At 65.0% G+C, this 26,208-nt stretch carries 21 protein-coding genes and 1 pseudogene; 10 read left to right on the top strand and 12 right to left on the bottom strand.

Annotated elements, in window-relative coordinates:
* Positions 1–322 precede the first annotated feature (322 nt).
* The 3 genes from BJA_RS33165 (at position 323) to BJA_RS33155 (ending at position 6,878) form a co-directional block, all read left to right on the top strand.
* Entirely contained in the window at positions 323–2,713 is a 2,391-nt protein-coding gene (locus tag BJA_RS33165; RefSeq protein ID WP_063921643.1) for a bifunctional diguanylate cyclase/phosphodiesterase, read from the top strand.
* 139 nt (positions 2,714–2,852) lie between these two features.
* The gene (locus BJA_RS33160; RefSeq protein WP_011089286.1) at positions 2,853–4,151 is read left to right on the top strand and encodes an MFS transporter; all 1,299 of its coding nucleotides are present in this window, start codon (positions 2,853–2,855) and stop codon (positions 4,149–4,151) included.
* Positions 4,152–4,292: 141 nt separating this feature from the next.
* On the top strand, positions 4,293–6,878 hold the full coding sequence (locus tag BJA_RS33155; RefSeq protein ID WP_038966463.1) for an EAL domain-containing protein: 2,586 nt from the start codon (positions 4,293–4,295) through the stop codon (positions 6,876–6,878).
* A gap of 155 nt (positions 6,879–7,033) precedes the next feature.
* Here the strand turns inward: BJA_RS33155 and BJA_RS33150 are convergent, their stop codons facing one another.
* The 3 genes from BJA_RS33150 to BJA_RS33140 all read right to left on the bottom strand — a co-directional run bounded on the left by BJA_RS33150 (position 7,034) and on the right by BJA_RS33140 (position 8,160).
* On the bottom strand, positions 7,034–7,213 hold the full coding sequence (locus BJA_RS33150; protein ID WP_133415029.1) for a hypothetical protein: 180 nt from the start codon (positions 7,211–7,213) through the stop codon (positions 7,034–7,036).
* Between the two features lie 26 nt (positions 7,214–7,239).
* Positions 7,240–7,599, bottom strand: coding sequence for a hypothetical protein (locus BJA_RS33145; RefSeq protein WP_011089284.1), 360 nt, complete (start codon positions 7,597–7,599; stop codon positions 7,240–7,242).
* 117 nt (positions 7,600–7,716) lie between these two features.
* Complete coding sequence (locus tag BJA_RS33140; RefSeq protein WP_038966464.1) at positions 7,717–8,160, bottom strand: hypothetical protein; 444 nt, start codon at positions 8,158–8,160, stop codon at positions 7,717–7,719.
* Positions 8,161–8,501: 341 nt separating this feature from the next.
* Here BJA_RS33140 and BJA_RS33135 point away from each other — a divergent pair, with 341 nt between their 5' ends.
* A complete protein-coding gene (locus BJA_RS33135; RefSeq protein WP_011089283.1) occupies positions 8,502–10,505 on the top strand; it encodes a BTAD domain-containing putative transcriptional regulator in 2,004 nt (667 codons plus the stop codon).
* A 3-nt stretch (positions 10,506–10,508) separates the two neighbouring features.
* Here the strand turns inward: BJA_RS33135 and BJA_RS33130 are convergent, their stop codons facing one another.
* Positions 10,509–11,045: an MAPEG family protein gene (locus BJA_RS33130; RefSeq protein ID WP_011089282.1), complete on the bottom strand. Its 537-nt coding sequence runs from the start codon at positions 11,043–11,045 to the stop codon at positions 10,509–10,511.
* A 127-nt stretch (positions 11,046–11,172) separates the two neighbouring features.
* Positions 11,173–11,484 carry a hypothetical protein gene (locus BJA_RS33125; protein ID WP_236842120.1) on the bottom strand — a complete coding sequence of 104 codons (312 nt, stop codon included), beginning with the start codon at positions 11,482–11,484 and terminating at the stop codon, positions 11,173–11,175.
* A 167-nt stretch (positions 11,485–11,651) separates the two neighbouring features.
* Here BJA_RS33125 and BJA_RS33120 point away from each other — a divergent pair, with 167 nt between their 5' ends.
* The gene (locus BJA_RS33120) at positions 11,652–12,695 is read left to right on the top strand and encodes a medium chain dehydrogenase/reductase family protein (RefSeq protein WP_011089280.1); all 1,044 of its coding nucleotides are present in this window, start codon (positions 11,652–11,654) and stop codon (positions 12,693–12,695) included.
* 167 nt (positions 12,696–12,862) lie between these two features.
* On the opposite strand, the gene BJA_RS33115 is transcribed toward BJA_RS33120, so the two are convergent.
* From BJA_RS33115 to BJA_RS33105, 3 genes are all read right to left on the bottom strand, one after another.
* A complete protein-coding gene (locus BJA_RS33115) occupies positions 12,863–13,129 on the bottom strand; it encodes a hypothetical protein (protein ID WP_129557363.1) in 267 nt (88 codons plus the stop codon).
* 255 nt (positions 13,130–13,384) lie between these two features.
* The gene (locus tag BJA_RS33110) at positions 13,385–14,905 is read right to left on the bottom strand and encodes a tetratricopeptide repeat protein (RefSeq protein ID WP_011089279.1); all 1,521 of its coding nucleotides are present in this window, start codon (positions 14,903–14,905) and stop codon (positions 13,385–13,387) included.
* Between the two features lie 133 nt (positions 14,906–15,038).
* Positions 15,039–15,650, bottom strand: coding sequence for a TetR/AcrR family transcriptional regulator (locus tag BJA_RS33105; RefSeq protein WP_011089278.1), 612 nt, complete (start codon positions 15,648–15,650; stop codon positions 15,039–15,041).
* Between the two features lie 132 nt (positions 15,651–15,782).
* Here BJA_RS33105 and BJA_RS33100 point away from each other — a divergent pair, with 132 nt between their 5' ends.
* The 4 genes from BJA_RS33100 (at position 15,783) to BJA_RS33085 (ending at position 22,555) form a co-directional block, all read left to right on the top strand.
* Positions 15,783–17,015, top strand: coding sequence for a cytochrome P450 (locus BJA_RS33100; protein WP_038966466.1), 1,233 nt, complete (start codon positions 15,783–15,785; stop codon positions 17,013–17,015).
* 142 nt (positions 17,016–17,157) lie between these two features.
* On the top strand, positions 17,158–20,778 hold the full coding sequence (locus tag BJA_RS33095; protein WP_011089276.1) for an AsmA family protein: 3,621 nt from the start codon (positions 17,158–17,160) through the stop codon (positions 20,776–20,778).
* A gap of 354 nt (positions 20,779–21,132) precedes the next feature.
* Positions 21,133–22,251, top strand: a complete 1,119-nt coding sequence (locus BJA_RS33090; protein WP_028176188.1) for a DUF2336 domain-containing protein — start codon at positions 21,133–21,135, stop codon at positions 22,249–22,251.
* A gap of 61 nt (positions 22,252–22,312) precedes the next feature.
* Entirely contained in the window at positions 22,313–22,555 is a 243-nt protein-coding gene (locus BJA_RS33085) for a hypothetical protein (RefSeq protein ID WP_011089274.1), read from the top strand.
* A gap of 203 nt (positions 22,556–22,758) precedes the next feature.
* On the opposite strand, the pseudogene BJA_RS33080 reads toward BJA_RS33085, so the two are convergent.
* From BJA_RS33080 to BJA_RS33070, 3 genes and pseudogenes are all read right to left on the bottom strand, one after another.
* Positions 22,759–23,153 (bottom strand): annotated as a pseudogene (locus BJA_RS33080) ((R)-mandelonitrile lyase).
* 121 nt (positions 23,154–23,274) lie between these two features.
* Positions 23,275–24,291, bottom strand: a complete 1,017-nt coding sequence (locus BJA_RS33075; protein ID WP_011089272.1) for a zinc-dependent alcohol dehydrogenase family protein — start codon at positions 24,289–24,291, stop codon at positions 23,275–23,277.
* Between the two features lie 23 nt (positions 24,292–24,314).
* Positions 24,315–24,788, bottom strand: coding sequence for a cyclophilin-like fold protein (locus BJA_RS33070; RefSeq protein ID WP_165448171.1), 474 nt, complete (start codon positions 24,786–24,788; stop codon positions 24,315–24,317).
* A gap of 157 nt (positions 24,789–24,945) precedes the next feature.
* Between BJA_RS33070 and BJA_RS33065 the strand changes: the two genes are divergently transcribed.
* Positions 24,946–25,842 carry a LysR family transcriptional regulator gene (locus tag BJA_RS33065; protein ID WP_011089270.1) on the top strand — a complete coding sequence of 299 codons (897 nt, stop codon included), beginning with the start codon at positions 24,946–24,948 and terminating at the stop codon, positions 25,840–25,842.
* A gap of 75 nt (positions 25,843–25,917) precedes the next feature.
* Here BJA_RS33065 and BJA_RS33060 read toward each other — a convergent pair whose 3' ends face one another.
* Positions 25,918–26,151, bottom strand: coding sequence for a hypothetical protein (locus BJA_RS33060; RefSeq protein WP_038966470.1), 234 nt, complete (start codon positions 26,149–26,151; stop codon positions 25,918–25,920).
* Between the last annotated feature and the right edge of the window lie 57 nt (positions 26,152–26,208).

Genomic DNA, 26,208 nt, shown 5'->3' with positions numbered 1-26,208 from the left:
ATGCTTGTCGGATGCTGGACGCGTTGGGGAAACGATAGTTCTGCGGGCTGAACAGGTCGCTAACCCGCGCCGCGACGACGATCCGTAAGACTCCGGGTAAAACCGGCAACTTACTACCACTCTGCCGCAACTCGCTGGGGCAATCGTTAACTAAGCCGCGCAATGCCGGACGACCAGGTTCCGAAATTTCGCAGTTCTTAACCCCGATCCCTGTCCGATAGTGGTTCCGGCGGCTCAACCAGAGGTTCGAGCGCGCCGCGCCGATGGGGACTTGCGGATCAAGATGGGCGGTCGCGATCAGAACGATCAGGATCGGAAACGGATGACCGGATGGTGGCGTGCCGCGCCGCTGCTCGGACTGTATCGCCCTGCGCTGGTCGCGGTTGCCGTCGGCCTGCTGTTCTCGATCGTGGGCGCGGCCGCCGTCGCGCGGTGGGAAAACCGCGTCACCAGGATCGAGTTCGAGAACGCGGCCGAAACCGAAGCGATCGTCATGCAGAACGGCATGAGTGAGTATATCAGCAGGCTCGTCGCGCTGCGCACGCTGTTCGAATCGACCAACGAGGAAATCACCCGCAGCGAATTCGAGACCTTCAGCACCCGCCTGTTCGAGCGCCATCCCGGCATGCTGCGCATCGCCTGGCTGCCGCGCGTCAACCGCAAGGAGCGCGCCGAATACGAGGCTGCCGCGATCACGGACGGCGTGTCCGGCTATCGCATCAAGTCGCTTCAGGGCGACGGCTTTGCGACGGCGCCGCAGAGCGACGAATATTTCCCAGTGTTCTACTCGACCCAGCCGAAGACGTCACAGGTCTACGGCATGGATTACGCGACCGTCCCGGAACGCCGTGCGGCCCTGGAGCGGGCGCGCGACAACGATCGGATCGCGGCCATCCGCACCCACCTGTTCGAACCCAAGGAGGGTGGCCGGCTGCCCGACGTCCTCGTGGCCATTCCCGTCTACGCCAAAGGGACGTCGCGCGAGACGGTCGCGGACCGGCGCCGCAATCTGGCCGGCTTCGTCGTCGGCATCTTCGACCTGCCGATGCTGATCCAGTCCATTCGCGTGACCACCGGCGCAAGCCCCGCGGTCAGCGTGAACGTCTATCCGCCCTTCACGGGGCAGATCGTCAGCCTGGAAGAAATGTTGCCGGACTATGCGTCGGCCGCCACGGCGCCGCAGTCGATGCGGGACGTGGCACGGGCCCTGCACTGGTCGGGCAGTCTCAAGATCGGCGACACCGACTGGCAGGTGCGCGCCATGCCGACGGCCGGCGGCGCGCTGGAGACGTCCTACGACCGCGCGGCCGCGGTCCTCGTCGTCGGCATGCTGCTCACGCTGTCGCTGTCGGCCTATCTGATGCTGGCAAGCCGCAATTCGCGGCGGCTGTCGCTGGCGAACCGTCGGGTGCTCGAGCTCGCCCAGACCGACATCCTGACCGGCCTGCCGAACCGCGCCTTCTTCCTCGCCCGGCTCGACGATCTCAACGGCCAGCTCAACGACGGCGGTTCGACCTTCTCGATCCTGATGCTCGATCTCGACCGCTTCAAGAACGTCAACGACTCCCTCGGTCACGGCGCCGGCGATGCGCTGCTGCGCCAGGTGGCGCAGCGGCTGAAATCGGCGCTGCGCGCCACCGACGTGCTGGCGCGGCTCGGCGGCGACGAATTCGCCATCATCCAGGAGGGGGCCGAGGATCAGCGCACCTGCTCCACCGAGCTGGCGGCGCGGATCGCGAAACTCGTTGCCGAACCGTTCCTCCTGCCCGGACATCGCGTGGAGATCGGCACCAGCATCGGCATCGCGATCGCACCGGATCACGGCAGCGACCAGGAACAGCTGCTCAAGAAAGCCGACCTTGCGCTCTATCGCTCGAAATCGGCGGGCCGCAACTGCTTCACCATCTACGACGAGGCGATGTCGGCCGAGCTCGAGGCGCGCAACACGCTGGAAGGTGACTTGCGCGACGCCATCGCGCTCTGCCAGCTCGAGGTGCACTACCAACCGTTCGTCGATGCCCACAGCAGTGAGCGGCGCGGCTTCGAGGCGCTGGTGCGCTGGCGGCATCCGAGTCGCGGCCTGATCCCGCCGGACCAGTTCATTCCGCTGGCCGAGGAGACGGGGCTGATCGTGCCGCTCGGCGAATTCGTGCTGCGGCGCGCCTGCGAGGATGCGGCCGGCTGGCCCTCCGGCCTCGCGGTCGCGGTGAACCTGTCGCCGATCCAGTTCAAGGAGGCCGAGCTGTTCGAGATGATCTGCGCGGCGCTCGCCGATTCCGGCCTGCCGCCCGAGCGGCTGGAGATCGAGATCACGGAATCCGTGCTGCTGGAACGCGGCGTCGAGAACCTCGCTTTCATGGAGCGGCTGAAGCAGCTCGGCATCGAGCTCGCGCTCGACGATTTCGGCACCGGCTATTCGTCGCTCAGCTATCTGACCACGTTCCCGTTTGACAAGATCAAGATCGACAAGTCGTTCATCCGCAACCTCACGCATCAGCCGCGCAGCTCCGCCATCATCGCCTCGATCGTGACGCTGGCGCGCGGGCTGGACATGTCGGTCACCGCCGAGGGCGTCGAGACATGTGAAGAGTTCGAGCGGCTGAAGGCGCTCGGCGTCAATTTCGCGCAAGGCTATCTGTTCGGGCGTCCGCAGCCGGTCGGCCAGATCGCATTCGACGAGTCCGTCCGGCCTTCGCAGCGCGACGCCGCCTGAGCGTTCGCCTCGAAGGATGTGCCGCAAGCAGCCGCGTTCTCTCGAATGCGATTGCGCCGGACGGGTATCCGCGAAAAGCGCTTGACCCAGGCATCGCCGGATGGTCGGTAGGATCGTCTAGGGATGAAATAAACACAACATGCGGCTTCCGTTCTTCTACGGCTGGGTCGTGGTCGCGGTGACGTTTGTCACCATGGCCATCGGCGTCAACGCGCGCACCGCGTTCTCGCTGTTCTTTCCGCCGATCATCTCCGAATTCGGCTGGGAGCGCGGCGTCACCGCCGGCGCCTTCTCGTTCGGCTTCGTGGTGTCGGGCGTGGTCAGCCCGCTGATCGGTCGCCTGATGGACCGCGCCGGTCCCCGCGCGGTGATGGAGCTCGGCGTCGCGCTGATGGGCGGCGGGCTGCTGCTCGCTCCGCTCACCAGCGAGCCCTGGCATCTCTACGTGACCATCGGCGTCATGGTCGGCGCCGGCAGCGTCTGTCTCGGCTATTCCGGCCAGTCGCTGTTCCTTCCGAACTGGTTCATCCGCAAGCGCGGTTTCGCCATCGGCATCGCCTTTGCCGGCGTCGGCATCGGCTCGGTGACGCTGCTGCCATGGGTGCAGCACATGATCGAAGAGACCGGCTGGCGCACGGCCTGCACCGCGATGGGCCTGCTCATCCTGATCGTGCTGGCGCCGATCAATCTGTTCCTGCACAAACGCCCCGAGGATATCGGCCGTCGGCCGGATGGCGACGCCGCGCCGGTCGCAGGCGCTGCAAAGCCGGTCTCCAACATCGTCGATCCCGTCTGGGTCGGCACCGAGTGGACGCTCAAACGCGCGGTCGGGACGGCGCGGTTCTGGTGGATCGCGGTCGGCTATTTCTCCGGCCTGTACATCTGGTACGCGGTGCAGGTGCACCAGACCAAGTTCCTGCTCGATATCGGCTTCAGCCCCGGTGTCGCGGTGTGGGCGCTCGGCATCGTCAGCCTGCTCGGCATTCCCGGCCAGATCGTGCTGGGCCATGTTTCCGATCGCATTGGACGGGAATGGGTCTGGGCCATCAGCTGCGCAGGCTTTGCGATCTGTTTCGCGGCACTGATGGCGCTGAAGTTCCAGCCTTCGCTCTGGCTCGTCTATCTCATGGTGTTCGCGCAAGGCGCGCTCGGCTACGGCCTCACCTCGATCATGGGCGCGGTGGTGTTCGAGATCTTCCAGGGCAAACACCAGGGCAGCATCTTCGGTACGATCATGCTGGCGGCCCTGGCCGGCGGCGCGGCCGGTCCCTGGCTCACGGGTTTTCTCCATGATCGCACGGGCGATTACACGCTCGCCTTCGCGATCGCCATGGTCGTGAGCGGCTTGTCGGCGCTGTCGGTATGGCGGGCATCGCCGGGCAAGGTGCGGGCCGTGGCCGGACGGCTGCATAAGCTCCAGGGCGGACGCGCAGAGTAGGTTCCGCACACATCGGATTGCCTTCGTCTCCTTGGCGGACCGTTAAGCATGTCGCGCCTTGGCGGGGCGCGGCGGGACCGCAAAAAACGTCTTGGACACCATCGAAGCGCTAGCCTCGACCGATTTCCGCCGGGTCCAACGATGTCTGCCTCCGATTGTCTCGTGACAGAAACTCCGCAACTGCTGCTGGCTGCGCTCGAACGTGCCGACGATGGCGTCGTCATCGTGGATGACGCGCAGCGCATCATCCACTTCAACACCGCCGCGGAGCGGATCTGGAAGCTCTCGCGCACCGAGGTGCTCGGTCGCGATGCCGCCGTTCTCACCCTCAAATGCCTCCAGGCCGACGCGGTCACGGATTTCCGCGACGAGATCAGCCTCATGCGGCGCGACGGCAGCCGCATCAAGGTAGCCATCACGCTGTCCTCCGCGACCATCGATGGCGCGGTCCATCGCATCGTGTTCGCACGCGACGTCACCGCGGAGGCCGAGCGCCGTGCGCGGATCGCGCTTCTCCACGCCGTCTCCGACCAGACCAACCGCGTGGTGATCATCACCGACACCGAGCAGAACATTGTCTACGTCAATTCGGCGTTCACTTCGCTGTTCGGCTATACCAGCGAGGAGGCCGAAGGTCGCCGCGCGGGCGAGCTCATCGCCGGTCGCCACACCGATCGCAAGACCGTCGCCAAACTCGTCAAGCGTCTGATGCATGGCGACCGCCGCGGCGAGGCCGAGGTGCTCGCCTACGACAAGGACGGCGAGGAGATCTGGGTCTGCGCCCGGATCGATGCCCTCCGCGACAAGAAGGGCCGGGTCAAGCACATCTTCGCGCTGCTCGAGGACATCACCGAGACCAAGCAGCTCCGCTCGCTCCAGCAGCTCATCATGAGTGCGCTGGCCGACGAGGTCCCGATCGCCGAGATCGCCGATCGGCTGTGTCGCCGCGTCGAGGAGATTGCGCCCGACGTCGTCTGCTCGCTGCTTCACGTCGATGCCGCGGGCCTGATCCACCCGCTCGGCGGTCCCAGCTTGCCCGAGGACTATTGTCGCGCATTGGACGGCGTTGCGATCGGCCCCAATGTCGGCTCCTGCGGAACGGCTGCCTACTATGGCGAGCCGGTTCTGGCTGAAGATCTCGACACCGATCCGCGCTGGCAGCCCTACAAGGCGATGCCGCTCGGGATTGGCCTGCGCGCCTGCTGGTCGACCCCCGTCAAGGCCAAGGACGGCCGGGTCATCGCCACCTTCGCCTTCTACTATCGGGAGCCGCGCGCGCCGAGCAACTGGCACCGGCGCATCGTCGATGCCTGCGTCAACCTCGGTGCGTTTGCGATCGAGCGCAAGGAGGCACGCGCGGAGATCGCGCGGCTCGCCTATCACGACATTCTCACCGGCCTGCCCAACCGCGCGCAGCTGCGGCACCTGATCTCAGCCGCGATCGACGCCTGTCCGACCGGCAGCCACGTCGCGCTGGCCTTCCTCGACGTCGACCATTTCAAGGACGTCAACGATACGCTCGGCCACGCCGCCGGCGACGAGCTCCTGATCCAGCTCGCGCAGCGCCTGCGCGAGCAGATCGGGCCGGAAGACATCCTGGGCCGGCTCGGCGGCGATGAATTCGTCGTGCTGCTGCCCCATCGCGACGCCGAGGGTGCGGAGCGTGTCGCGACCGGGATCACCGAGGCGCTGGCTGCGCCGTTGCGGCTCGGATCCCGGCAGATGCAGATGTCGGCCAGCATCGGCATCAGCCTCTATCCCGATCATGCGACCGACATCGACACCTTGATGCAGCAGGCGGACGCCGCCATGTACATGGCCAAGCAGGCGGGACGTTCGACCCATCGGCTGTTCAGTGCCGAGATGAACGGGTTGACCGAGCAGCGGCTGGCGCTGATCGCGGCGCTGCGCCGCGCCATCGCGGAGGGCGAGCTCACGCTCAGCTACCAGCCGCAGATCCGCAGCTGCGACGGCGCGATCCACGGCCTCGAGGCGCTGGCGCGCTGGCACGATGCCGAACTCGGCGACGTCTCGCCGGCAAAGTTCATCCCGCTCGCCGAGGAATGCGGCCTGATCGAGCAGATCGGCCTGTGGTCGGTGCGCGAGGCATGCCGGCAGATGGCGAGCTGGCGCCGCGCCGGGCTCAGCATTCCCTGCGTGTCGGTGAACCTGTCGCCGATCAATTTCCGCAACGTCACGCTGGCGGCGCGGCTGGCCGACATTCTCGCCGAATACGGGCTGCCGCCGGACGCGCTGATGCTGGAGATCACCGAGGGCGCGTTCATGCAGGACAGCGTCGCCGCGCTCGAGACGATGAACGCGATCCGCGAGCTCGGCGTCGGGCTCTCGGTGGACGATTTCGGCACCGGCTATTCGAGCCTCAGCCGTCTCGCGCACCTGCCGATCCGCGAGCTCAAGATCGACCGCAGTTTCATGCGCGACATCGAGACGGACGCCGGCGCGCTCGCGATCGCCACCGCCGTGGTGCGCGTGGGGCAGGGTCTCGGCATGACCGTCGTCGCCGAGGGCGTCGAGACCGAGGCGCAGCGCAAATTGCTGGCCGATCTCGGTTGCGACGTCGTGCAAGGCTTCCTCTACGCGCCCGCGCTTCCCCCGGTCGCGTTCGAGCGCTGGCTGATCGAGCACTGCGCCGAGCAGGCGAGGGCGATGCTGGGGCGGCTCGATGTTGCGCCGGCAGATCGCGACGTGGTGAAGCGCTCGGCGTAGAGCGTGGACTCCTCACTAATCGGCCCGCGAAGGCGTGCCATGTCCAAATGTGCGGTGCATCGTTCGCGTGGCACCAATCGACATCCGCCGGAGACGGGCCGCCGGCGTCGGCGCACAGCGCCGGGCGGCGATCGTGGTTCTCGCCACCGCGACGATCAAAACAATCCGGGGCTCAAATCCAGGCCATCAGTGAGCGAGAGCACGAACACGAAAGCGCACGCTCCGGCCAGCAGCAGGGCGTGTTTCGCCACGTCGGCGCGGGTGACCGAGACGACCGTCCGGGAAATCGCGTTTATGATTGCTGTCACGTCGGCCTCTCGATCTTTCACACTCAATGAAGCAGCTTCCGCCGCCGGCACCGTTAGTCGGCCCAGGCTGCGACGACCAAGGGAGGATCACCTTGCGCGGGTGCCGCGCGCGCGATGAGGACGCCGCCAATCACGTGAACGACGCCGAATCCCAGAAGAACGAGGACCATCAGCTGTGTTTCGCTCAATCGTCCCGCGTTCTTGCCCCTTCGCTTGCTCAGCATCTGACGAGCGAGCGTTTTCGTATCCGGCGATGGCGTCGGGTCGCAAAGGTTGGTTTCGACCCGATCGAAACCGAGATGCCGGTAGCGATGAATGACGTTGATTGCCTCTCGGCGGCGAGATTCGTGAAGTGCAGCAATGATCGTTGATGCCAGGGAGCTCCGCGGTAGCGCGGGTACGTCGGTCTTCATGGCTAGTCTCCTGATGCTGCGCGGGTGGGCGCGTGCGCCGGGCCCGCCTGAAACGATTGAAACCTGCATCGAAATCCGCCGCCGAGGCGGCTCTGGCTCTCGCAGCGGCAAAGGCCCTCAGCGCGACGCCGATTCCGGCGCGGGCAACAAAGAGAATGACGCCGATTGCTGGTCGCATCCGGCTGGGCTGCGCCTGAGCAGGACCGGCTCCCAGAAGAATCGGGTGGTTTCGGACGTCGCCTCGTGCGGGCAAATCCCGATGTCTCTGAGGTATTCGGGCTTGTGCCTGAGGTCGGCAAGCAGCTCCGCCCTGAAGCGGGCGCGCTGGTACCAGGTGACGAACAGCGTGAGGGGCGCCAGACCGCGCAGATGAAAATCCTTTGCGGGGGGAATAGTGTCGGAGATGCGCACCTGGGACTTTGTCCGGGGCGCAGTCGCGGCTTCATGAAATGACGCGCGACGACCTCTGGGCTTTGTTGCTTTACCCCAATCGTGAATTTGATCGTCCAGATGGGTCAATGCGATCTCCTGTTTGATGGCGGTTGGGAAGCCGGAGTCCATCAGTCGCCTCCGAAAAGGAGCGGTGCGACCGGAGGTGCCGAGTCCGAAGCCGCCCCGGCACTCGGAGCGGCAAGGGCCGTCAGCGCGACGTCGATCCCCGCAAGGACCACGAAAAGAACTGCGACCGCCGCTAGGAGGTGACGCGCGCGCATGACCGCTTTCCGGATGAAATTGCCGAGCGTCGGTTCACCATTCGGCATCCCGTCGCAATGCGATCAAAACCTGCGGGGGTCTTCGCCGGCGTTATTCAATCGTCATCGGCGCGTTAATAATGTTCGCAAGGGTGGCAATTGCTGTAGAGTGTATACCAAATGGGTGCGTCTGATTGAATCGGAGGCGGAGTGGCCACAACTACATCTGCGGCGTGCCCAATCTTTAGTCTCTCGCTTCTGGGACGTTTCGTACTGACAGGGCCGGATGGCGCCGTCAGCCTGCCGAACAAGAAGCTCGCGGGGTTGCTGGCCTTTCTGGCCTGCATGGCTCCTGACCCGCAGTCACGCGAAAAACTGTCGACCTTGCTGTGGGGATCTTACCTCGATGCGCAAGCGAAGCAAAATCTGCGACAAGCGCTCTTCAAGCTACGTCAAATCCTGGGTCAGGATGCGCTGAGGAGCGATGGCGAACTCGTGTCGCTGAATGCCATGGTGATCGCATGCGATGTGAGCCAATTTGAGGAGCTTGTCCAGGACGGCAGCCGTGATGCATTGAGTGCGGCGGCGGACCTCTATCGTGGGCGCCTGGCTGACGACATCAGCGTCGGCGAAGAATGCTGGAGCGAATGGGTAGCCGGCGAACGCGAGCGGTTATCGGAGCTGGCTCTGGGCGCTATGGTGACGCTCGGCGGGCATGAGCTGTCTGAGGGGCGTGCGGAGCAAGCCCTGCGAACCGGCCAGCGCGCCAATGCACTCAATAACCTGCGCGAAGATTCGCATCGCTTGATCATGCGCGCTTTGTCCGCAACGGGACGTAACGCCGAGGCGCTCAAATACTATCGGGACGTCGTTGCCTTGCTGAAGCGCGAGCTGAGCACCGAGCCCGATCTGGCAACCAGGTCGCTGGCCGCGGAACTGCGCAGCAATCACCCGCAGAACGCCGCGCCGGCTGCCGGTGAGGTCGCGCCGGAGGCCTCACCCCCGCCGGCGCTCGTCATGCACGGCGAGAGGCCGTCCTTGGTGGTTCTGCCGTTCAGCAACATGAGCGGTGACCCCGAGCAGGACTATTTCGCCGACGGCGTCACTGCGGACATCATCACGGCCTTGTCGCGCTTTCGCGCCCTTGTGGTGATTGCACGCGGGACGAGCTTTGCCCTCCGGGACAAGGGAATGACCAGCCAGCAGATTGCGCAACAACTCGGTGTCCAATACGTCTTGAGCGGCCAAATTCGCAAGGCCGGCAACCGCATTCGCGTGTCGGCCGAGCTGACCCATAGCGGCAGCGAGGCTCAGGTCTGGTCCGATCGCTATGACCGCCCACTGACCGACATCTTCGATCTGCAGGATGACGTCAGCAGCAGCGTCGCTGCGGTCGTCGATCCCGCCGTTCGCAGCGCCGAAATCGAACGAGCGCGTCGCAAGCCGCCAACCAATCTTTCTGCTTACGATCTCTACTTGCGTGCCCTTCACCACCTCTGGGGCGGCACCCGTGAGGATATCACCAAGGCGATCGACCTGCTTCGACAGTCTCTCAGCCTTGATGAGGCGCGCTCGCCGACGCTCGCGGCGCTCGCCTGGGGACTCGTCATGGCTTCGCCGCTTGGCGCACACACGTCGCCGGACGCCACGACCGAGGCGCTCAGTCTCGCGCGTCGCGCGGTCGAGCAGGACGGTACGGACGCCTTTGCCCATGCGGTGTATGGCTTCACACTGTTTGGGCCGGCCGGCGACAACGATCAGGGGCGTATTCATGCCGTCGAGGCCGTGAGGCTCAATCCCAGTTCGGCTTTCGCGTGGGGTACGCTCGGAATGATCGATAGCATGGCAGGCGATTACGAGAACGCAGTCACATGTCTTCATCGTTCTCTCGTCCTCAGTCCCTACGACAGCATGCTGCATTTGTGGATGACAGGATTGACGGCGTCTTGCTTTGCGCTCGGGCGCCACGAGGATGGCATCGCGTGGGCACGCAAGTCGGTTCAGCACAATCCGGGCAATGGCACCGGCCATCGTATGCTGGCGGCCAATCTGGTCGCCGCCGGCCGCCTGGAAGAAGCCCGCGAGATCACGCGGCGTCGCGATGCAACACAAAAAACAACGATCCGCGATCTGCGCGCCATGCGCTTTTTCAAGCAAAACGATGCTCTCGAACGCTACCTTTCGGCCCAGCAGGTTGCCGGTGTGGCCGATTGAGCGTCAAGCGCCGAGTGCAACGAGAAGCGTGCGACCGGTCATGAAGACGAGGATGAGCGAACCGACCGTCCACAGTGTCGCGCGAACTTCGTGGATTTGTCCCGTGAGATAGGCCAGAAAATGCAGCAGGCGTGAGGCAACGTAGCCGTAGAGCAGCCACTGCGCGAGCCGCAGCGACGGCTGCGTGAGGATATAGAGCAGACCCGCGACCAGGAAATACGGCAAGCTCTCGAGATCGTTCATCTGGATCCGGCGGATCCGCTCGACACGTTCGTTGGGAAGAAGCTGCGCTGGATCTGGCGCGGGATTCATCGGGGTCTTCTTGATATCCTCCGGCGAACGGTAGCCCCCCTTGGCTTGCACCATACGGATCACGGTCAGCCATGACATCGCCACGGCCTTCAAGATCATCAGGGTGGCGGCAACGACATAGGTGGCGAAAAGGGGATCGTGAAGACTCATTCGGTCCAATTTGGCCCCCTTGTGACGTTTCCACGTGAGATGCGCGACCGCGCCGCGCCACCAGGCAAAGGACGTCACCCGTCCGCGTATAGCCCGGCGCGCTCGCGAACGCCACCGCCGTGGTGTGCGCGGGGCAGGGCGACATCGGCCGCGCAGCAAGAGACCGCCCGAAGGCGGTCTCGCACTCGGGAGAGAAGGCGTTCCGTCAGATATCAACCTGGATGGCCATGTTGGAGCGTACCCAATCGGATTGCCCAGCCTTTAGCCGCTTAGCCTGGAATTCTGCGAAAGCTGGATCGGCACCTAGTGCCGCCAAGGTGCGCCCATAAGCTTCTACGCTATCGAAGCGAGCGACGAAGGCGTAGTTCCCGACCTCGCCACCGATCACCGACCAATAGCTGACATCGGCCCCGTGTCTTTTCCAAAGTGTCGCGCCGTCCTTTGCAAGCTGTAAGATAGTCGCGAGATCGCTACCGGGCCTTGGATGCGAAACGAACTGCATGACAACTGCAGGCATTTTCCCCTCCAATGAAAAATGATGGCGCCAAACGACCCGGCTGGTCATTTGGTCCGAGGAGAATTCCAAACAGCGCGGCTCTCGCGCTTGATCTGGATCAACTCAATTTCTCCAGCCTGACGGCAGGCTGCCCGCTCTTGCGCCGCGGCATTGCATGGAGATCGCCCATGATCGAGCAGCGCAATCGAGTTGTTCAGGTCAGCCGCTTCGGTGATCCCGAGACACTGGAAGTTGTCGATACCCGCCTGCCGACCGCCGGCCGGGGCGAGGTGCGCGTTCGCGTACTCGCGTCGAGCCTCAGCTACACCGAGGTATTGATCAGGCGGCATCTGTACCCGCAAACGATGCGCCTCCGGCCGCCATTCGTCATGGGCTACGACGTGGTGGGGGCAATCGATCAGCTCGGCGAAGGCGTGCACGACTTTCAGATTGGCGACCGTGTGGCCGACATGACGGTGGTCGGGTCGAACGCCGAGTATCGCACGCTTCGGGCGGACGACTTGGCCCGCGTGCCGGTTGGCGTGGACGCCGCTGAAGCGGCCGCGCTGATCTTGAGCTGGACGACCGCGTACCAGCTTCTGCACCGCGCGGCCAAGGTCCAGCGAGGCCAACGTGTGCTCGTGCACGGCGCCGCCGGCGCGGTCGGCCAGGCGCTGCTCGTGCTCGGGAGACTGGCGGGCCTCGAGCTGTGGGGCACGGTGCGCGGCGAGCATATGGCGCTCGTCCGGGAGCTCGGGGCAACGCCGATCGACTACCAGCATGAGGACTTCACGCGGGTTCTGCCGGGCGGGTTCGATGTCATCGTCGACGGGGTCGGCGAAGACGGCTATCGCCGCTCATACGCGGCGCTCAAGCCAGGCGGCCTGCTCTGCGCCATCGGCTTCTCGGCGAGCGTGCAGGCACGGCGTCGGATGCTCCCTATCTTGATGGAGATCGCGCGCCTCTATCTGTGGAGATTATTGCCCGACGGCAAGCGAGCCCGCTTTTACTCGGTAAATGCCATGCGGGCGCGACATCCCACCTGGTTCAAGGAGGACCTGGAGGAATTGTTCGAGCTTCTGGCAGAAGGGGCCATCCGACCGCGCATCGCCGAGCGGATCTCCTTCGACGAGGTCGCCGAAGCTCACCGTCGCCTCGAGGCTGGCGGTCTTGAGGGCAAGCTCGTGCTGTGCCCGGATCTCTCCTCGCGACGCAGCCAGCGCTCCGCCTGACGCCGTGCGACGCTACCCGGGCGTTTCCGCTACGGTCAGGATCGCCGCTCGGCCCAAGACGCCGAGCCGGCTGGGAGCATGGCGATCGGCAGGAACGGGCCAAAAGGAGGCCTTACGGTCCGGCTCGCCCTGAGCGAAGCCGGATCGCTCACCGACCAGGGAGTGGCTCACTTCCGGGGCTCAACGACTGTCTTTGTTGATCCGTCCGGCGCTGCCTGCATCCCCGGTGGGCTTTGACCTTGCGGACTTTCCGGCTGCGCACCACCCGACTTTGTTTCAATCGGTCCGGTCCAACCTTGCGGCTGCAATTGACCTTTTTCTTCCGGCGCCGAGCGCCCAGTCGGCGTGTTCAAGTCTTTCTTCGGATCGGCTTGCGCTGTCGCAAATCCGCACGACACGGCCCAGCAAATCGTCGTTATCAGAATAATCCTCACGGCGACCTCCGCTTGGCTGAATGTAACAAACAGGCTGGGCCACCCTTCAGTTCCGTATTGCAATGCGAGCGAACGACCGATCGAAGAAGAATGTCCGCTTCGGGGTTAGTCGCGTCGGTTCGACAGGACACCGAGGACTTCCGGTCAAGCCTGGTGAACTGACATGATCAGCGCTGGTTAGTTTGTCTCAAACGGGCCAATAGGTGACATTCGAGATGGAAGGTCGCCAATGTCGGCAAGCGAATGGCCTTCACGCTATTGCTCCCGCACGCCTCCCTTCCTTAGCCCATCGAGAATTTCATCAAATTCCCGACGAAACTGCGGGTTGCTTGAGTATCCGTAGCCAAACTCACGGAACCACTGGATCGTGAAATCTGGTCGGATCTTGTTCAATTCAGTCAAGCTCTGCCGCGCCGGCTCCAATTGCCCGCTGGCTCCGTAAGCCGAGACCAGATCTACATAGGCGTACCAGAATGCGTTGTTTATGTTGATCACTCGCCTGCAGTCCTTGGTGGCTTCTTCATATTCCTGAAGGTGCAGGTGTGCATGGCAAAGGTTGTAATACCAAGAGACGGCAATCGGATCTTTCGGGCTGAGGCGGAGTGCCAGCTGAAGCGGCGAGAACGCTTCGCGGGCCCGCCCGGAGAGGATGAGTGCAAGTCCTTTCTGAGCGTAGGCGATCGGGAAATTTGGATTGATTTCAAGCGCAGCGTCGTATTCAGGCAACGCCTCCTCAGGGCGCCCAAATACTCGAAGAGTGTCCCCCTTTACCACGTAGGCCAACGCGTTTGACGAGCTTTTCGCAAGCGCCCTGTCGATGAGATCAGTCGCTATTTCTTTATCTTCGGCCATGGAGGTCGACCACCTGAAGCCCGCAGCAATGGCTAAGCACCATGCTTTCGCGATCATTGCATCGACGTTATCCGGATCGAGATGCAACGCACGGTCGAACAGGTCCTTTGCCTGCGCGATTTCCGTCTTCGACCGGGGCTCATAGAACTTTGCCCAGCCGCGCATCGTGAAGTCCATGGCGTCTGGATTTCTGGATTGGTCCTTTTCGCTGCGGCGGCTTTCGGCTTGCATGAGTTCAATGTTTAGCGAGCGTGCGAGCCGTCCCGTGATCTGGTCCTGCAAGGCGGCGAGGTTCGTGCGATCGCCGTCGAAGCGATCGGACCAGATGTCGCGACCGCTTGCGGCATCCGTAAGCGACACGTTGACCCGGATCTGATCTCCGTTGCGTCGCACCGCGCCCTGTACCGCCCATCGGATGCCGAGCTCCTTGCCGAGCGTCTTAAAGTCGATCTGCTTGTTCTTGAATGTAAAGGCCGTTCCCCGTCCGATGACGAAAGCGCCGGGCATTTGCGCGAGATCGGTTGTCAGATCGGTCGTAATACTATCGGCGAAGTAGTCCTGCTCCGGATCGTTGTTGAGGTTTGCAAATGGCAGGACGACGAGAGACAACCGGGGAGCAACGTCAGGCCTGGCCGTAGCCTCTCTTTGCGTCTGTTGCTTGTCCGGAAACACATCGGTGCGGAGCGTCTTCCACACAGTCCAGTAGCCGACGAGACCACCCGCGATCGCGCCGATAGCGGCGATCGAGGCGAGCGCTCCGCCGATCAACTGCAATCGCGCCCGGAGGCGACTCGTTGGATTGCGAAGATCGCGATCGGATGGTGGTTTCCCCAATTGCTCCTTATCGGATGTCGCTTTGTCCGGTTGCTCGTTATCGGATGTCGGTTTGTCCGGTAGATCGGTGGAGACTTCCGAGTTCGTCATCGTTGCCTCCGCGCAGGAGCCAAACGTCCGGATTCCAAAAACTAGCAGATTTTCGCGGCTTTGGGTTGGTCAAGGTTGCTGACAAGTTCAAGCCTCTCTCAAGTTGTCGCTTGGACAATCGCCCCAGCCGCTGTCACCCCGCCGCCAGCCCCGTCCTCCGCCGCAGATCCGTAATCGCGCGCAGAAAACTGTCGGCCGGCGTCGTCTCTGGATCGATCAGCCGGTGCAGGCGAAAGCCGTCTTCCAGCGCCAGCACGACGGAGGCCATCCAGGGCGGGTTGAGCGCGTTGTTCTTGCCGTTGCTCTTCAACGTCGCCTCGACGATGTCGGCGATCAGCTTGCGCCGCGCGCGCAGGCGTTTGGCAAGCTCCGGCCGGCGCTTCTCGGCGCGCGCGACGTAGAGGATCATCTCCATGTGCAAGAGCGGCGAGCGGCCGAGCGGATCCTGCCGGCTGCGGTCCATCGTTCGCAGCGCCGCGATGAAATCGTCGAGATTGTCGTGCTGCGCGAGGATGTCCATATTGCGCCGGATCGACTGCTCGACATGGTCCTCGAGCATGGCGATGATCAATTCGTCCTTGCTGTTGAAGTTGGAATAGAACGCGCCGCGGGTAAAGCCGGCCGCGGCCGCGATCGCCTCGATGCTGGCGCCGCCGATGCCGTCTTCCTCGAACACCCGCGCGGCCGCCTCGAACAGCTTGTCGCGCGTGTCGTCCCTGGTCGGCCTGGTTCTCACCCTTGACATCGGACCAGGTTAGGGCAGAATGCAACTCGATACAACAATGTATCGAGTTGATAATTTCAGGGGATGGTTACGCCGGGCAGTGGGGCTGCGATCGGCGTATTCGTGTCATGCGGCAACCGATTTGAGGTCACCATGAACGAGCAAGCGCAACCTGCCGGCGGCGATCCGCTGTTCAATCCGCTGTCGCCGGACTTCATCCGCAACCCCTATCCGCATTACGACCGGCTGCGCGCGATCGATCCGATCCATGTGACGCCGTTCGGCCAGTTCGTCGCCAGTCGCCACGCCGATGTCAGCCTCGTGATGCGCGACAAGCGCTTCGGCAAGGATTTCGTCGAGCGGTCCAAGCGCCGCTACAGCGAAAAGATCATGGACGAGCCGGTGTTCCGCAGCATGAGCCACTGGATGCTGCAGGCCGATCCGCCCGACCACACCCGCCTGCGCGGCCTCGTGGTGAAGGCCTTCACCGCGCGGCGCGTCGAGGACATGCGGCCGCGGATCCAGGAGATCGTCGATGAGGCCATCGATGCCGTGATCGACCGCGGCCACATGGACCTGATCGAGGATTTCGCCTTCCGCCTGCCCGTCACCATCATCTGCGACATGCTGGGAATCCCCGAGGATCATCGCGAGGTCTTCTACAAGAGCTCGCGCGACGGCGGGCGGCTGCTCGACCCCGTGCCGCTCACGCCGGAGGAGATCGCGAAGGGCAACGCCGGCAACATGATGGCGCAGATGTATTTCCAGCAGCTGTTCGAGCTCCGGCGCCGCAATCCCGCCGACGACCTCACCACCCAGCTGGTGCAGGCCGAGGAAGACGGCAACAAGCTCACCAACGAGGAGCTGACCGCCAACATCATCCTGTTGTTCGGCGCCGGCCACGAGACCACCGTCAATCTGATCGGCAACGGCCTCTTGGCGCTGCATCGCAACCCGGACCAGCTCGCGCTGCTCAAGGCCCGGCCGGAGCTGATGGTCAATGCGATCGAGGAGTTCCTGCGCTACGATTCCTCGGTGCAGATGACCGGGCGCGTCACGCTCGAGGATATCGACGATCTCGGCGGCAGGAAAATCCCCAAGGGCGAGACCGTGCTGTGCCTGCTCGGCTCGGCCAACCGCGATCCGGCGGTCTATCCCGATCGCCCCGACCGGCTCGACGTCACCCGTCCCAACGTCAAGCCGCTGTCGTTCGGCGGCGGCATCCATTTCTGCCTGGGGGCCCAATTGGCGCGGATCGAGGCCGAGATCGCCATCGCCACGCTGTTGCGCCGGCTGCCGGATCTGCGCATCGACGACGTCGAGAACCCGGAATGGCGGCCGACCTTCGTGCTGCGCGGCCTGAAGAGCTTGCCGGCGAGCTGGTGAGGCGGCGCGCGTTAACCTCCGCGCGCAACAGTCGCTGTGACTTCGCCACACTTCCCCCTATATAAGGGGCTGTTCCGGCGCGCCTGAAGCCTTCCATGGGGCAAGGTTTGGCCCGGGTGCCGGTTTGGCCGAGGGGAGACCCGTGCAGACGACGCTGCTCGGATTGGCGATTGCCTTCATCATTGCGCTTCTGGCCGCGCTGATCGGGCCCTACTTCATCGACTGGAACCAGTTCAGGCCCCAGTTCGAGGCGGAGGCGGGCCGGATCATCGGCGTGCCGGTGCGGGTGGCGGGCGAGCTCGACGCGCGGCTGCTGCCGGCGCCGACGTTGCGGCTGCGCTCGGTCACCTTCGGCGGCAACAACGATCTCGGCCGCCTGCGCGCCGACAAGCTCGACGTCGAGTTCAGCCTGAGCGCGCTGATGCGCGGCGAATGGCGCGCCACCGAGCTGACGGTCAATGGCATGGCGGTCGATCTCGGCCTCGATGCGCGCGGGCGGGTCGATCTGCCGTCCACCGCGAGCGGCACCTTCAATCTGGCTTCGCTGGCGATCGAGCGCCTCAATCTCACCGGCCGCATCGCCCTGCACGATGCCGCCAGCCGCTCGACGCTGGAGCTGAGCGACATCGCCTTCTCCGGCGACGTCCGCTCGCTGGCCGGTTCGGTGCGGGGCGACGGCCGCTTCACCGCGAGCGGCACGCGCTACCCGTTCCGCATCTCCTCCGGCCCGAGCGCCGACGGCAGCGCCACGCGTCTCCACCTCAACATCGATCCCGGCGAGCGCGCCATCCTCGCCGATCTCGAAGGCGTGCTCGCCTTCGACAACCGCCTGCCGAAATTCGACGGCGCGCTGACGCTGGCCGTGCCGGCGGCGAAGAAGGCCGGCGAGGCCGGGCCGACGCCCTGGAAGCTCACCGCAAAACTCAAGGCCGATCCCGCCGGCGCCAAGTTCGACCAGATCGACGCAAGCTTTGGCGCCGAGGACAATGCGTTGAAAGTCGGCGGCGTCGGCGATCTCAGGTTCGGCGCCTCGCCGCTGCTGCGCGCGGTGCTGTCGGCGCGCCAGATCGATGCCGACAAGCTGGCCGGCAAGGACGACGCCGAGCCGCTGCGCATCCTGCCGGCACTGCGCGCCGGCCTTGCCGCGATCCCGCAGGCGCCGATCCCGGCGCAGATCGAGTTCAACTCCGACCAGATCATGCTCGGCGGCCGGCCGCTCCAGAACATCGCCGCCGAGCTCAAGACCGACGGCCGGTCCTGGACCTTCCAGCGGCTCGAGCTGCGCGCGCCCGGCATGACGCAGCTCTCGCTCAACGGCGCGGCGCCCGGCGCCGACAGCTTCAGTGGCCGGCTCAGCGTCGAATCCTCCGATCCCGATACGCTGGTGGCCTGGCTCCAGGGCCGCAGCGAGGTCAACCGCCGCAGCACCCGGCCGCTGCGGCTTGCCGGCGACGTGACGATCGCCGCCAACCATCTCGCCATCGACAAGCTGAAGGCCGACATCGAAGGCGGCGCCATCGAGGGACGAATTGCTTTCGTCCAGACCGGCGCGAGCAAGGGCTCGCGGATCGATGCCGAGCTCAAGGCCGACCGCCTCGATCTCGACGCCGCTGCGAGCTTTGTGCGCGCGCTCGGCGGGCCGCAAGGCGAATGGCCGGAGGAGGCAAGGCTCTCGCTCGATGTCGGCCGTGCGATCTCCGCCGGCCAGGAGCTGCGGCCGTTCGCGGCGAGGCTCGGCTATGGACCGGCGTCGCTGTCGCTGGAGCAGTTGCGGTTCGGCCAGACCAGCGGCGTGACCACCGAGGCGAGCGGCAGCTTCGACCGTACCAAAGCCACCGGCAAGCTCGCGCTGAAATCCTCAGCCAATTCGCTGCGCGAGCTTACCGCGCTGATCGAGCCGTTTGCCCCTTCGGTGCGTACGCGCTTCGATGCGATCGCGCCGCTGCCCGGTGCGACCCGCCTGAAGCTCGACCTCAGCCTCGACAGGAACGCCGAGCATGCCGATCGCAGCGACGCCCGCGCCGTGTTCGATCTCGACGCGCCGCAGCTCAAGGCCACCGCGACGCTGGCCGCACAGACGCCGGTAGCGGCCGTCAACGGCATCGACATCGACCGCCTGCGCAACAGCGACTTCACGCTGGACTCGAAAGTCTCGACCCCGCAGGCCGGCGCATTGCTGGCCTTGCTCGGCCTCGATCGCGTGGTGGCCGCGGGCGAGGGCGCTTCGCAGTTCGAAGGCCGGTTAAGCGGTGCCTGGCGCCGTCCGCTGCAATTGAACGCAAAACTGAGCGGCGGCGGGCTGGACGCAGACGCGCAAGGCAGCGTCGAATTGTCCGCGCCGGAGCCGAAGGCGTCCGTGAATCTGCGCGTGCGCAACGTCAACCTCGCGCCGCTGTTCGGAACCGGCCCGGCCGGCAAATCGACGCAGACCGTCAGCCTGTCCTCCCGGCTCTCTCTGTCCGGCAATCGCCTGACCTTCGACGATCTCGACGGCAGCGCGGCCGGCTCGCATCTGCGCGGTCGTCTGGCGGTCACGCTCGACCAGGAGAAGAGCATCGACGGCGAGGTAGGCCTCGACACGCTCGATCTTGCGCCGGCGCTCGCGCTTGCCGTCGGCGCGGCCGGACGCGATGCCGGCGAGCCGCTGAGCGCGGGGCTCCTCGGTGGCTGGCGCGGCCGCATCGCCTTCCAGGCGTTGCGCGGCACGTTGCCAGGCGGCGTCGAGCTGCGTCCCATCGGCGGGACGATCCGGAGCGACGGCCAGTCGCTCGCGCTCGATGCGCTCAAGGGCGGCGTCGGCGGCGGCGAGCTGTCGGCGAGCTTTGACGCGCGCAACGGCGCGAGTGGCGTTGCGCTGAACGCACGTATCGAGCTCAGCAATGTCGATGCGACCACGCTGCGCTACCGTGATCTTGCTTTGCCCAAGGGACGCGCCTCGGTGCAGATGGCACTGACCAGCCAGGGCCGCAGCGTCGCGGCGTTGACCGGCGCGCTCGCCGGCAACGGCACGGTGACGCTGGACTCTGCGGAAATCAGCGGCCTCAACCCGCGTGCGTTCGAGATCGCCATCCGCGCCAGCGACGGCGGTCAGGTCGCCGACGACAACAGGCTGCGGCAGCTGGTCGAACCCGCGCTGGCGGCGGGTCCCATTGCGGTCGCCTCGGCGCAGATCCCGTTCACGATCCGCGACGGACGGCTGCGCGTTGGTGCCACGCCGCTTGAAGCGAAGAACGCCCGCGCCATTGTCTCCGGCGGTTACGACATTCCCGCCGACCAGGCCGACATCCGCGCCAGCCTGACGCCGATCATGACCGGGCTCTCCGGCGCCCCGCCGGAGATCCAGTTGTTCGCGGCGGGCCCCCCCGACAAGCTCAACCGCACCGTCGATCTTGCGCCGCTGTCTTCGTGGCTCGCGGTGCGCACGATCGATCGCGAGACGCGCCGGCTCGATGCCATCGAGCGCGGCGAGCCGCCGCCGGCGACCGCGGCGCTACCGACGTTGGTGTCTCCGGATGCGGCGCCCGAGCAGGTGCCGGCCAACGTGCCGCTGCCGGGCCAGGATCCACGCCGCGCGCCGCCAAGGCCGAAAGCCGCGCCGACGCCGAAAGCGCCGCTGGCCGCGCCCGCAGCTCCAAGCCCGCCGCTCGCAAGTCAGCAGGTCGCGCCATTGCCGCCGCCGATCGAGGTGAGACCGGCGCCGGGCCCCGCGCCCGCAAAGCCCAAGCCGAAGCCGCCGCTGGTGCTGACGCCGTCGAACCCGTAAGGGCGAAGTTAGTTTGGAGAGATCGGGCCGCGAGCCCTCTTAACCTCTCCCGCTTGCGGGAGAGGTCGGCGCGAAGCGCCGGGTGAGGGTTCTTTTCATTAAGGGAGTCGCTCTGCGGAGACACCCTCTCCCCAGCCCTCTCCCGCAAGCGGGAGAGGGAGCGCACCTTCTCCCTTGCCCGCCGGTAAACCCATTCCCTCGCATTTGAATGAATTCTCGTCGGCAAAACTGATCTGCCGACTTTACCGGATTCTCGCGTTTGTTCCCTAGTGTCGGGTGTCAGAGGAATTCGGCGTCGCGCCAGCACAGGCGGGATGGCTCGCCAAAGAACGACCAAGAACTGGGGTGATCGACATGAACGGGGCGAAAACGCTTCTACAGGATCTGGACGACGCGATCGCGCGCGGCACCGACGAAAGCCGGGCACGCGCGCTGTGGCATGCGACCGACATCCTGATCACCGGCCGCTACAGCGACGACGAGATCAGCATGTTCGGCGAGGTCATCGGCCGGCTTGCCGACGAGATCGAGGTTGCCGCGCGGACGCAGCTCTCCGAATTGATGGCGGCCTGCGATCACGCTCCGCTCAATGTTATCGAAAAGCTCGCTCTCGACGACGAGATCGCGGTTGCCGGTCCCGTGCTGCGCGACTCCACCCGTCTCGACGAGAAGATGCTGGTCGAGAGCGCCCTTACCAAGAGCCAGTCGCATCTGCTCGCGATTGCCCAGCGTAAATCCATCGGCGAGGCCGTGACCGACGTGCTGGTCAAGCGCGGCGACCAGGAGGTCGTGACGTCGGTCGCCAGGAACGAGGGCGCGCGCTTCTCCGGCTCGGGCCTGCTGCACATGGTCCGCCGCGCCGAGGGCGATTCGATTCTTGCCGAGCAGCTTGGCCTGCGCAAGGACGTGCCGCGCCACATCTTCCAGCAGCTCATCTCGAAAGCGTCGGAAGACGTCCGCCGCCGGCTCGAGAGCGAGCGCCCCGAGATGATGGCGCAGATCCAGAGCTCGGTGACAGAGGTCACCGGCGATCTGCAATCCAAGTTCGGCCCGTCCTCGCGCAGCTACTTCGTCGCCAAGCGCGTGGTGACGACGCAGTACCGCCAGGGCAACCTCAACCAGGACTCGATCTCGAACTATGCGCGCCAGCACCGCTTCGACGAGGTGCAGATCGGCCTGTCGCTGCTGTCGGCGCTGCCGGTCGACGTGATCGAGCGCGCGCTGATGGACCGCAACCGCGAGATGATCCTGGTGCTGTGCAAGGCGCTCAACTTCTCCTGGGACACGACGATGTCGCTGCTGTTCCTCGGCGCCAAGGATCATCTGATCACCGCGCGCGAGCTCCAGGACAACGAGCGCGAGTTCAGCCGGCTCAAGATCGAGACCTCGCGCAGCATCCTGAAGTTCTACCAGTCGCGCAAGACCGGCGCGGGTGCCGATGCGGGCCGTCAGCCCGAACTCCAGGTCCACTGAGCAAGTCCACTAAGCAGGTCCACTGAGCATCACCCGGGAATTGGCAGGGGAGTATTTGCAAATGTTGCCTCAATTCGGCACCGCCGTTCGCAAGAAGAACCTCAACAATGCCTTCGGCGCCGATGTCGGCGGCGGAGCTCCGGACAAGGCCTCGGTCGACGCCGCCTGGCTCGTGCTGGAAGCCGCCAACGATCTCGGCGATCACGCCGCGATCGAAGCCTGCCGCCGCGTCATCGACGCCGAGCTGAACGGCGCGGTCGCCGGCAGCTCGGATATCGATCTGGTGCTGGGGTATTTCAGGTAGGATTCCATCCGCGTTACACAACGGCTTCCACCGTCATTGCGAGGAGCTCGCGACAAAATTGCGAAGCAATTTTGCGCCGATGCGACGAAGCAATCCCGAATCTTTCCGCGGAGACAGCCTGGATTGCTCCCGCCTTCGCCAAAGCTTCGGCGGGACAAGTCACTGCGCTCGCAATGACGGCGCAGGACGCACCTCGTTACTTTTCAGCCGCGATATTGTTCGTCGCTGACTTTCTCCAGCCAGTCGACCGTCTTGCCGTCCAGCTGCTCCTGTATGGCGGTGTGCGTCATCGCCGTCGTGGCGCTCGCGCCGTGCCAGTGCTTCTCGCCCGCGAAAACCAGACCACGTCGCCGGGCCGTAGTTCCTCGATCGGGCCGCCCCATGTCTGTGCGCGACCCGCCCCCGCTGTCACAATCAGCGTCTGGCTCAGCGGATGGGTGTGCCACGCCGTCCGGGCACCCGGTTCGAAGGTGACGCTGGCGACGTTCGCGTGCGCCGGCGCGACGGCTGTGTGCAGCGGATCGATGCGCACTTGTCCGGTGAACCACGCTTCCGGGCCTTTTTGGGACGGCTGATCTCCACTACGCTTGATCTGCATCGACTGACTCCCTTGCTTCGACACGCCGGTTTCGCTCATTGTTGCCGATCGCGACGCGGAGACGACGGCGAAGGAGCCTGCTCCCGCGATCACGCGGCGCCGCGAGATCATGCATACGACCTCAGACGGTGATCATCGTCTTGATCGCGCGTCGCTCGTCCATGGCGCGGTAGCCCTCGGCCACGTCGGCCAGCGGCAGCTTGAGATCGAAGACCTTTCCGGGCTTGATCTTGCCGGCGAGGACGCGGTCGATCAGGTCCGGCAGGAAGCGCCGGACGGGGGCCGGTCCGCCGAGCATGCGGCGTTGCGCGAAGAACATCGCCTGGCCGTCGAAGGTCACGCCGTGGGGCACGCCGACATAGCCGATCGAGCCGCCGGGCCGCGTGCACTCGATGGCCTGCGTCATCGACTCCTGCATGCCGACACACTCCAGAACGGAATCGGCGCCGACGCCGCGCGTCAGCTCCTTGATGCGGGCAATGCCCGCTTCGCCGCGCTCCGCCACGATGTCGGTCGCCCCGAACTCGATGGCGAGCCGTTGCCGGGTCTCGTGGCGGCTCATGGCGATGATCCGCTCGGCCCCCATCGCTTTGGCCGACAGCACGCCCATCAGCCCGACGGCGCCGTCGCCGACCACGACGACGGTCGATCCCTCACGGACGTTCGCGGCGTCGGCGGCGTACCATCCCGTGCCCAGCACGTCGGAGGTCGCGAGCAGATCGGGGATGAGATCGGGCGAAGGCAGCTCCGCGGTCGCAACCAGCGTGCCGTCGGCGAGCGGCACCCGCGCGTACGGCGCCTGTGCGCCGGACATGAACTCGCGCTGGACGCATGAGGAATGAAATCCAAACCGGCAATGCGGGCAGGTGTTGTCCGAGATGCAGAACGAGCCGACGACGAACTGTCCGGGCCGCACCGTCGTCACCTCGCGTCCGACCTCCACGACGACGCCGCAATATTCGTGGCCCATATGGGCGCGGCCGTCGATCGGCTGCAGACCCCGGTAGGGCCAGAGATCCGAGCCGCAGATGCAGGTGGCCGACAGCTTGATGATGGCATCGGTGGGTTTGAGGATCCTGGGGTCGTCGACCTGTTCGCACCGGACATCACCGGGACCGTACATGAGTGTTGCCAGCATTGCTGAACCTCCAAATTTGAACGTCAGGTGAGAAGCTCTATGCGAAGAGGGTATTTCCCTCTCGCGAGCAGGGGCTGAATGCCATCCTCGAGTCGGCCGAGACGGATCAGCCCTTTCGAGTAGCGATAGCTGTCATGGAAGAAGACGAGATTGCCCCAGGGCGCGTAGTAACAGAGATCGCCTGGCGCCTCGTCCGCGAACGGGCTGCCGCCGTCCTCGGTCAGCTTGCGCGGCAGATAGGCAATCTTCTCGTTGGTCGAATAGTCCTCGATCGCCAGGTCGAGCGGCAGGCGCGAGACGAATTCGCGTGCTGACGGGCCGTCGAAGAGGACCACCGTAAAGCTGTGACGATCGAAGGCGCATCGTATCCGCATGGTCGCGGCTCCCGTGTGCCAGGAAGCGTTCGTCGCGGTCAGGCCGGCCACCGGCCTGGAAACGGCGGCGATGGCCAGGAGACCTCCAAGAACGGACCGGCGCACCGGGCGATGTCTGGGCATGGTGCGTTCCTGTAGTCGGGCCAGGACGGCGCGGGGCACAGCGAAGACCACCCGCACCGCCGGAGATAGCCGATAGCGAGCAATCGGATTAGATGGAGTAATCCGCTTGCATTAATCGATGGGCGGCATAAATGGGGACGGTCGGCGGCGGAGAACGATGGCCAAGCAAGACTTCAACGACCTTCTTTGGTTCCTCACGGTCGCCAAGGAGCGCAGCTTCACCAAGGCGGCCGCGAAGCTCGGCATTGGCCAATCGACCTTGAGTCACACCATCAAGCGGCTGGAAGACCAGATGGGCATCCGGCTGCTGACGCGCACGACACGCAGCGTCGGTCTCACCGAAGCCGGCGAACGGTTGAGGCTGTCGATGGCTCCGCGCATCGCCGAGATCGAGGCCGAGATTGCCGACCTGATGGCGTTCCGCGACAAGCCCTCGGGGCGGATCCGGATGACGGTGTCGGAGCACGCGCTCCAGAGCGTGGTGTGGCCCAAGCTGCAGCCGATCCTGAAGGACTATCCCGACATCAAGCTCGAGCTCAGTCTCGACAACGGATTTCGCAACATTGTCGAGGACGGATTCGACGCCGGCGTCCGTCTCGGAGAAAGCGTCGAAAAGGACATGGTCGCCGTGCGGATCGGACCGGATTGGCGGCTGGTGGCCGTGGGCTCACCCGGCTACTTCGCCGAACACGGCGTGCCGGAGCACCCCCACGACCTCGTGCGGCACAATTGCATCAACCTGCGGCTGGAAAGGGCAGGTGGGCTTTACGCGTGGGAGTTCGCGAAGGACGGCCAGGAACTTCGCGTTCGAGTGGACGGGCAATTGACGTTCAACACCTCCTACGCCCAGGCCGATGCCGCGCTGAAAGGATACGGCATCGCCTATGTGCCGGAGAATGTCGTGCAACGGCACATCATGTCGGGGGACCTCGCGCTGGTCCTGGACAAGTGGTCGCCGGTGTTCGACGGATACCACATCTACTATCCGAGCCGCCGCCAGAACTCGCCCGCCTTCAAGGTCATCGTCGACGCGCTGCGCCATCGCGGCGAGTGAGAAAGTGGCGGGGCGGCCGACATGCAAAAGGCCTCGCCGAAGCGAGGCCTCCTTGTTCGATCGTGCTGGCTCGCACTAATCGTCCCAATGATGATAACGACGGATCACGACGCCGCGGTCGTAATCGCGGTCGTGATTGTACCAGCCACGGTGCCAGCCGCGGTCATGCTCGTAAACGCGCGCGCGGGGGCCGTCATAATAGTCCCTGTCGCCGCCGACATAGATGCCGACGCCGGCCGCATTGGCGATGGTCGGGGCACCGATTGCAAGCGTCGCTACCGCTGCAAGAGCGTAAGTCAGCTTCTTCATCTGTTCCTCCTGTTCGCGTCGTCGGGGGTCAACGACTGCCGTCACCACCTGTTGCAG

The organism is Bradyrhizobium diazoefficiens USDA 110 (genome assembly GCF_000011365.1).
In the GTDB taxonomy this organism is placed as follows: Bacteria; Pseudomonadota; Alphaproteobacteria; order Rhizobiales; family Xanthobacteraceae; genus Bradyrhizobium; species Bradyrhizobium diazoefficiens.
This window is presented reverse-complemented; position numbering and strand designations above follow the sequence as displayed.

Excerpts from the sequence above, each read along its gene's own strand:
- BJA_RS33120 (WP_011089280.1), top strand. The coding sequence starts at position 11,652 with ATGATCGAGCAGCGCAATCGAGTTGTTCAGGTCAGCCGCTTCGGTGAT.
- BJA_RS33060 (WP_038966470.1), bottom strand. The coding sequence starts at position 26,151 with ATGAAGAAGCTGACTTACGCTCTTGCAGCGGTAGCGACGCTTGCAATC.
- BJA_RS33090 (WP_028176188.1), top strand. The coding sequence starts at position 21,133 with ATGAACGGGGCGAAAACGCTTCTACAGGATCTGGACGACGCGATCGCG.
- BJA_RS33085 (WP_011089274.1), top strand. The coding sequence starts at position 22,313 with ATGTTGCCTCAATTCGGCACCGCCGTTCGCAAGAAGAACCTCAACAAT.
- BJA_RS33070 (WP_165448171.1), bottom strand. The coding sequence starts at position 24,788 with ATGCCCAGACATCGCCCGGTGCGCCGGTCCGTTCTTGGAGGTCTCCTG.
- BJA_RS33100 (WP_038966466.1), top strand. The coding sequence starts at position 15,783 with ATGAACGAGCAAGCGCAACCTGCCGGCGGCGATCCGCTGTTCAATCCG.
- BJA_RS33110 (WP_011089279.1), bottom strand. The coding sequence starts at position 14,905 with ATGACGAACTCGGAAGTCTCCACCGATCTACCGGACAAACCGACATCC.
- BJA_RS33160 (WP_011089286.1), top strand. The coding sequence starts at position 2,853 with ATGCGGCTTCCGTTCTTCTACGGCTGGGTCGTGGTCGCGGTGACGTTT.
- BJA_RS33145 (WP_011089284.1), bottom strand. The coding sequence starts at position 7,599 with ATGAAGACCGACGTACCCGCGCTACCGCGGAGCTCCCTGGCATCAACG.
- BJA_RS33105 (WP_011089278.1), bottom strand. The coding sequence starts at position 15,650 with ATGTCAAGGGTGAGAACCAGGCCGACCAGGGACGACACGCGCGACAAG.
- BJA_RS33165 (WP_063921643.1), top strand. The coding sequence starts at position 323 with ATGACCGGATGGTGGCGTGCCGCGCCGCTGCTCGGACTGTATCGCCCT.
- BJA_RS33155 (WP_038966463.1), top strand. The coding sequence starts at position 4,293 with ATGTCTGCCTCCGATTGTCTCGTGACAGAAACTCCGCAACTGCTGCTG.
- BJA_RS33140 (WP_038966464.1), bottom strand. The coding sequence starts at position 8,160 with ATGGACTCCGGCTTCCCAACCGCCATCAAACAGGAGATCGCATTGACC.
- BJA_RS33075 (WP_011089272.1), bottom strand. The coding sequence starts at position 24,291 with ATGCTGGCAACACTCATGTACGGTCCCGGTGATGTCCGGTGCGAACAG.
- BJA_RS33065 (WP_011089270.1), top strand. The coding sequence starts at position 24,946 with ATGGCCAAGCAAGACTTCAACGACCTTCTTTGGTTCCTCACGGTCGCC.
- BJA_RS33125 (WP_236842120.1), bottom strand. The coding sequence starts at position 11,484 with ATGCCTGCAGTTGTCATGCAGTTCGTTTCGCATCCAAGGCCCGGTAGC.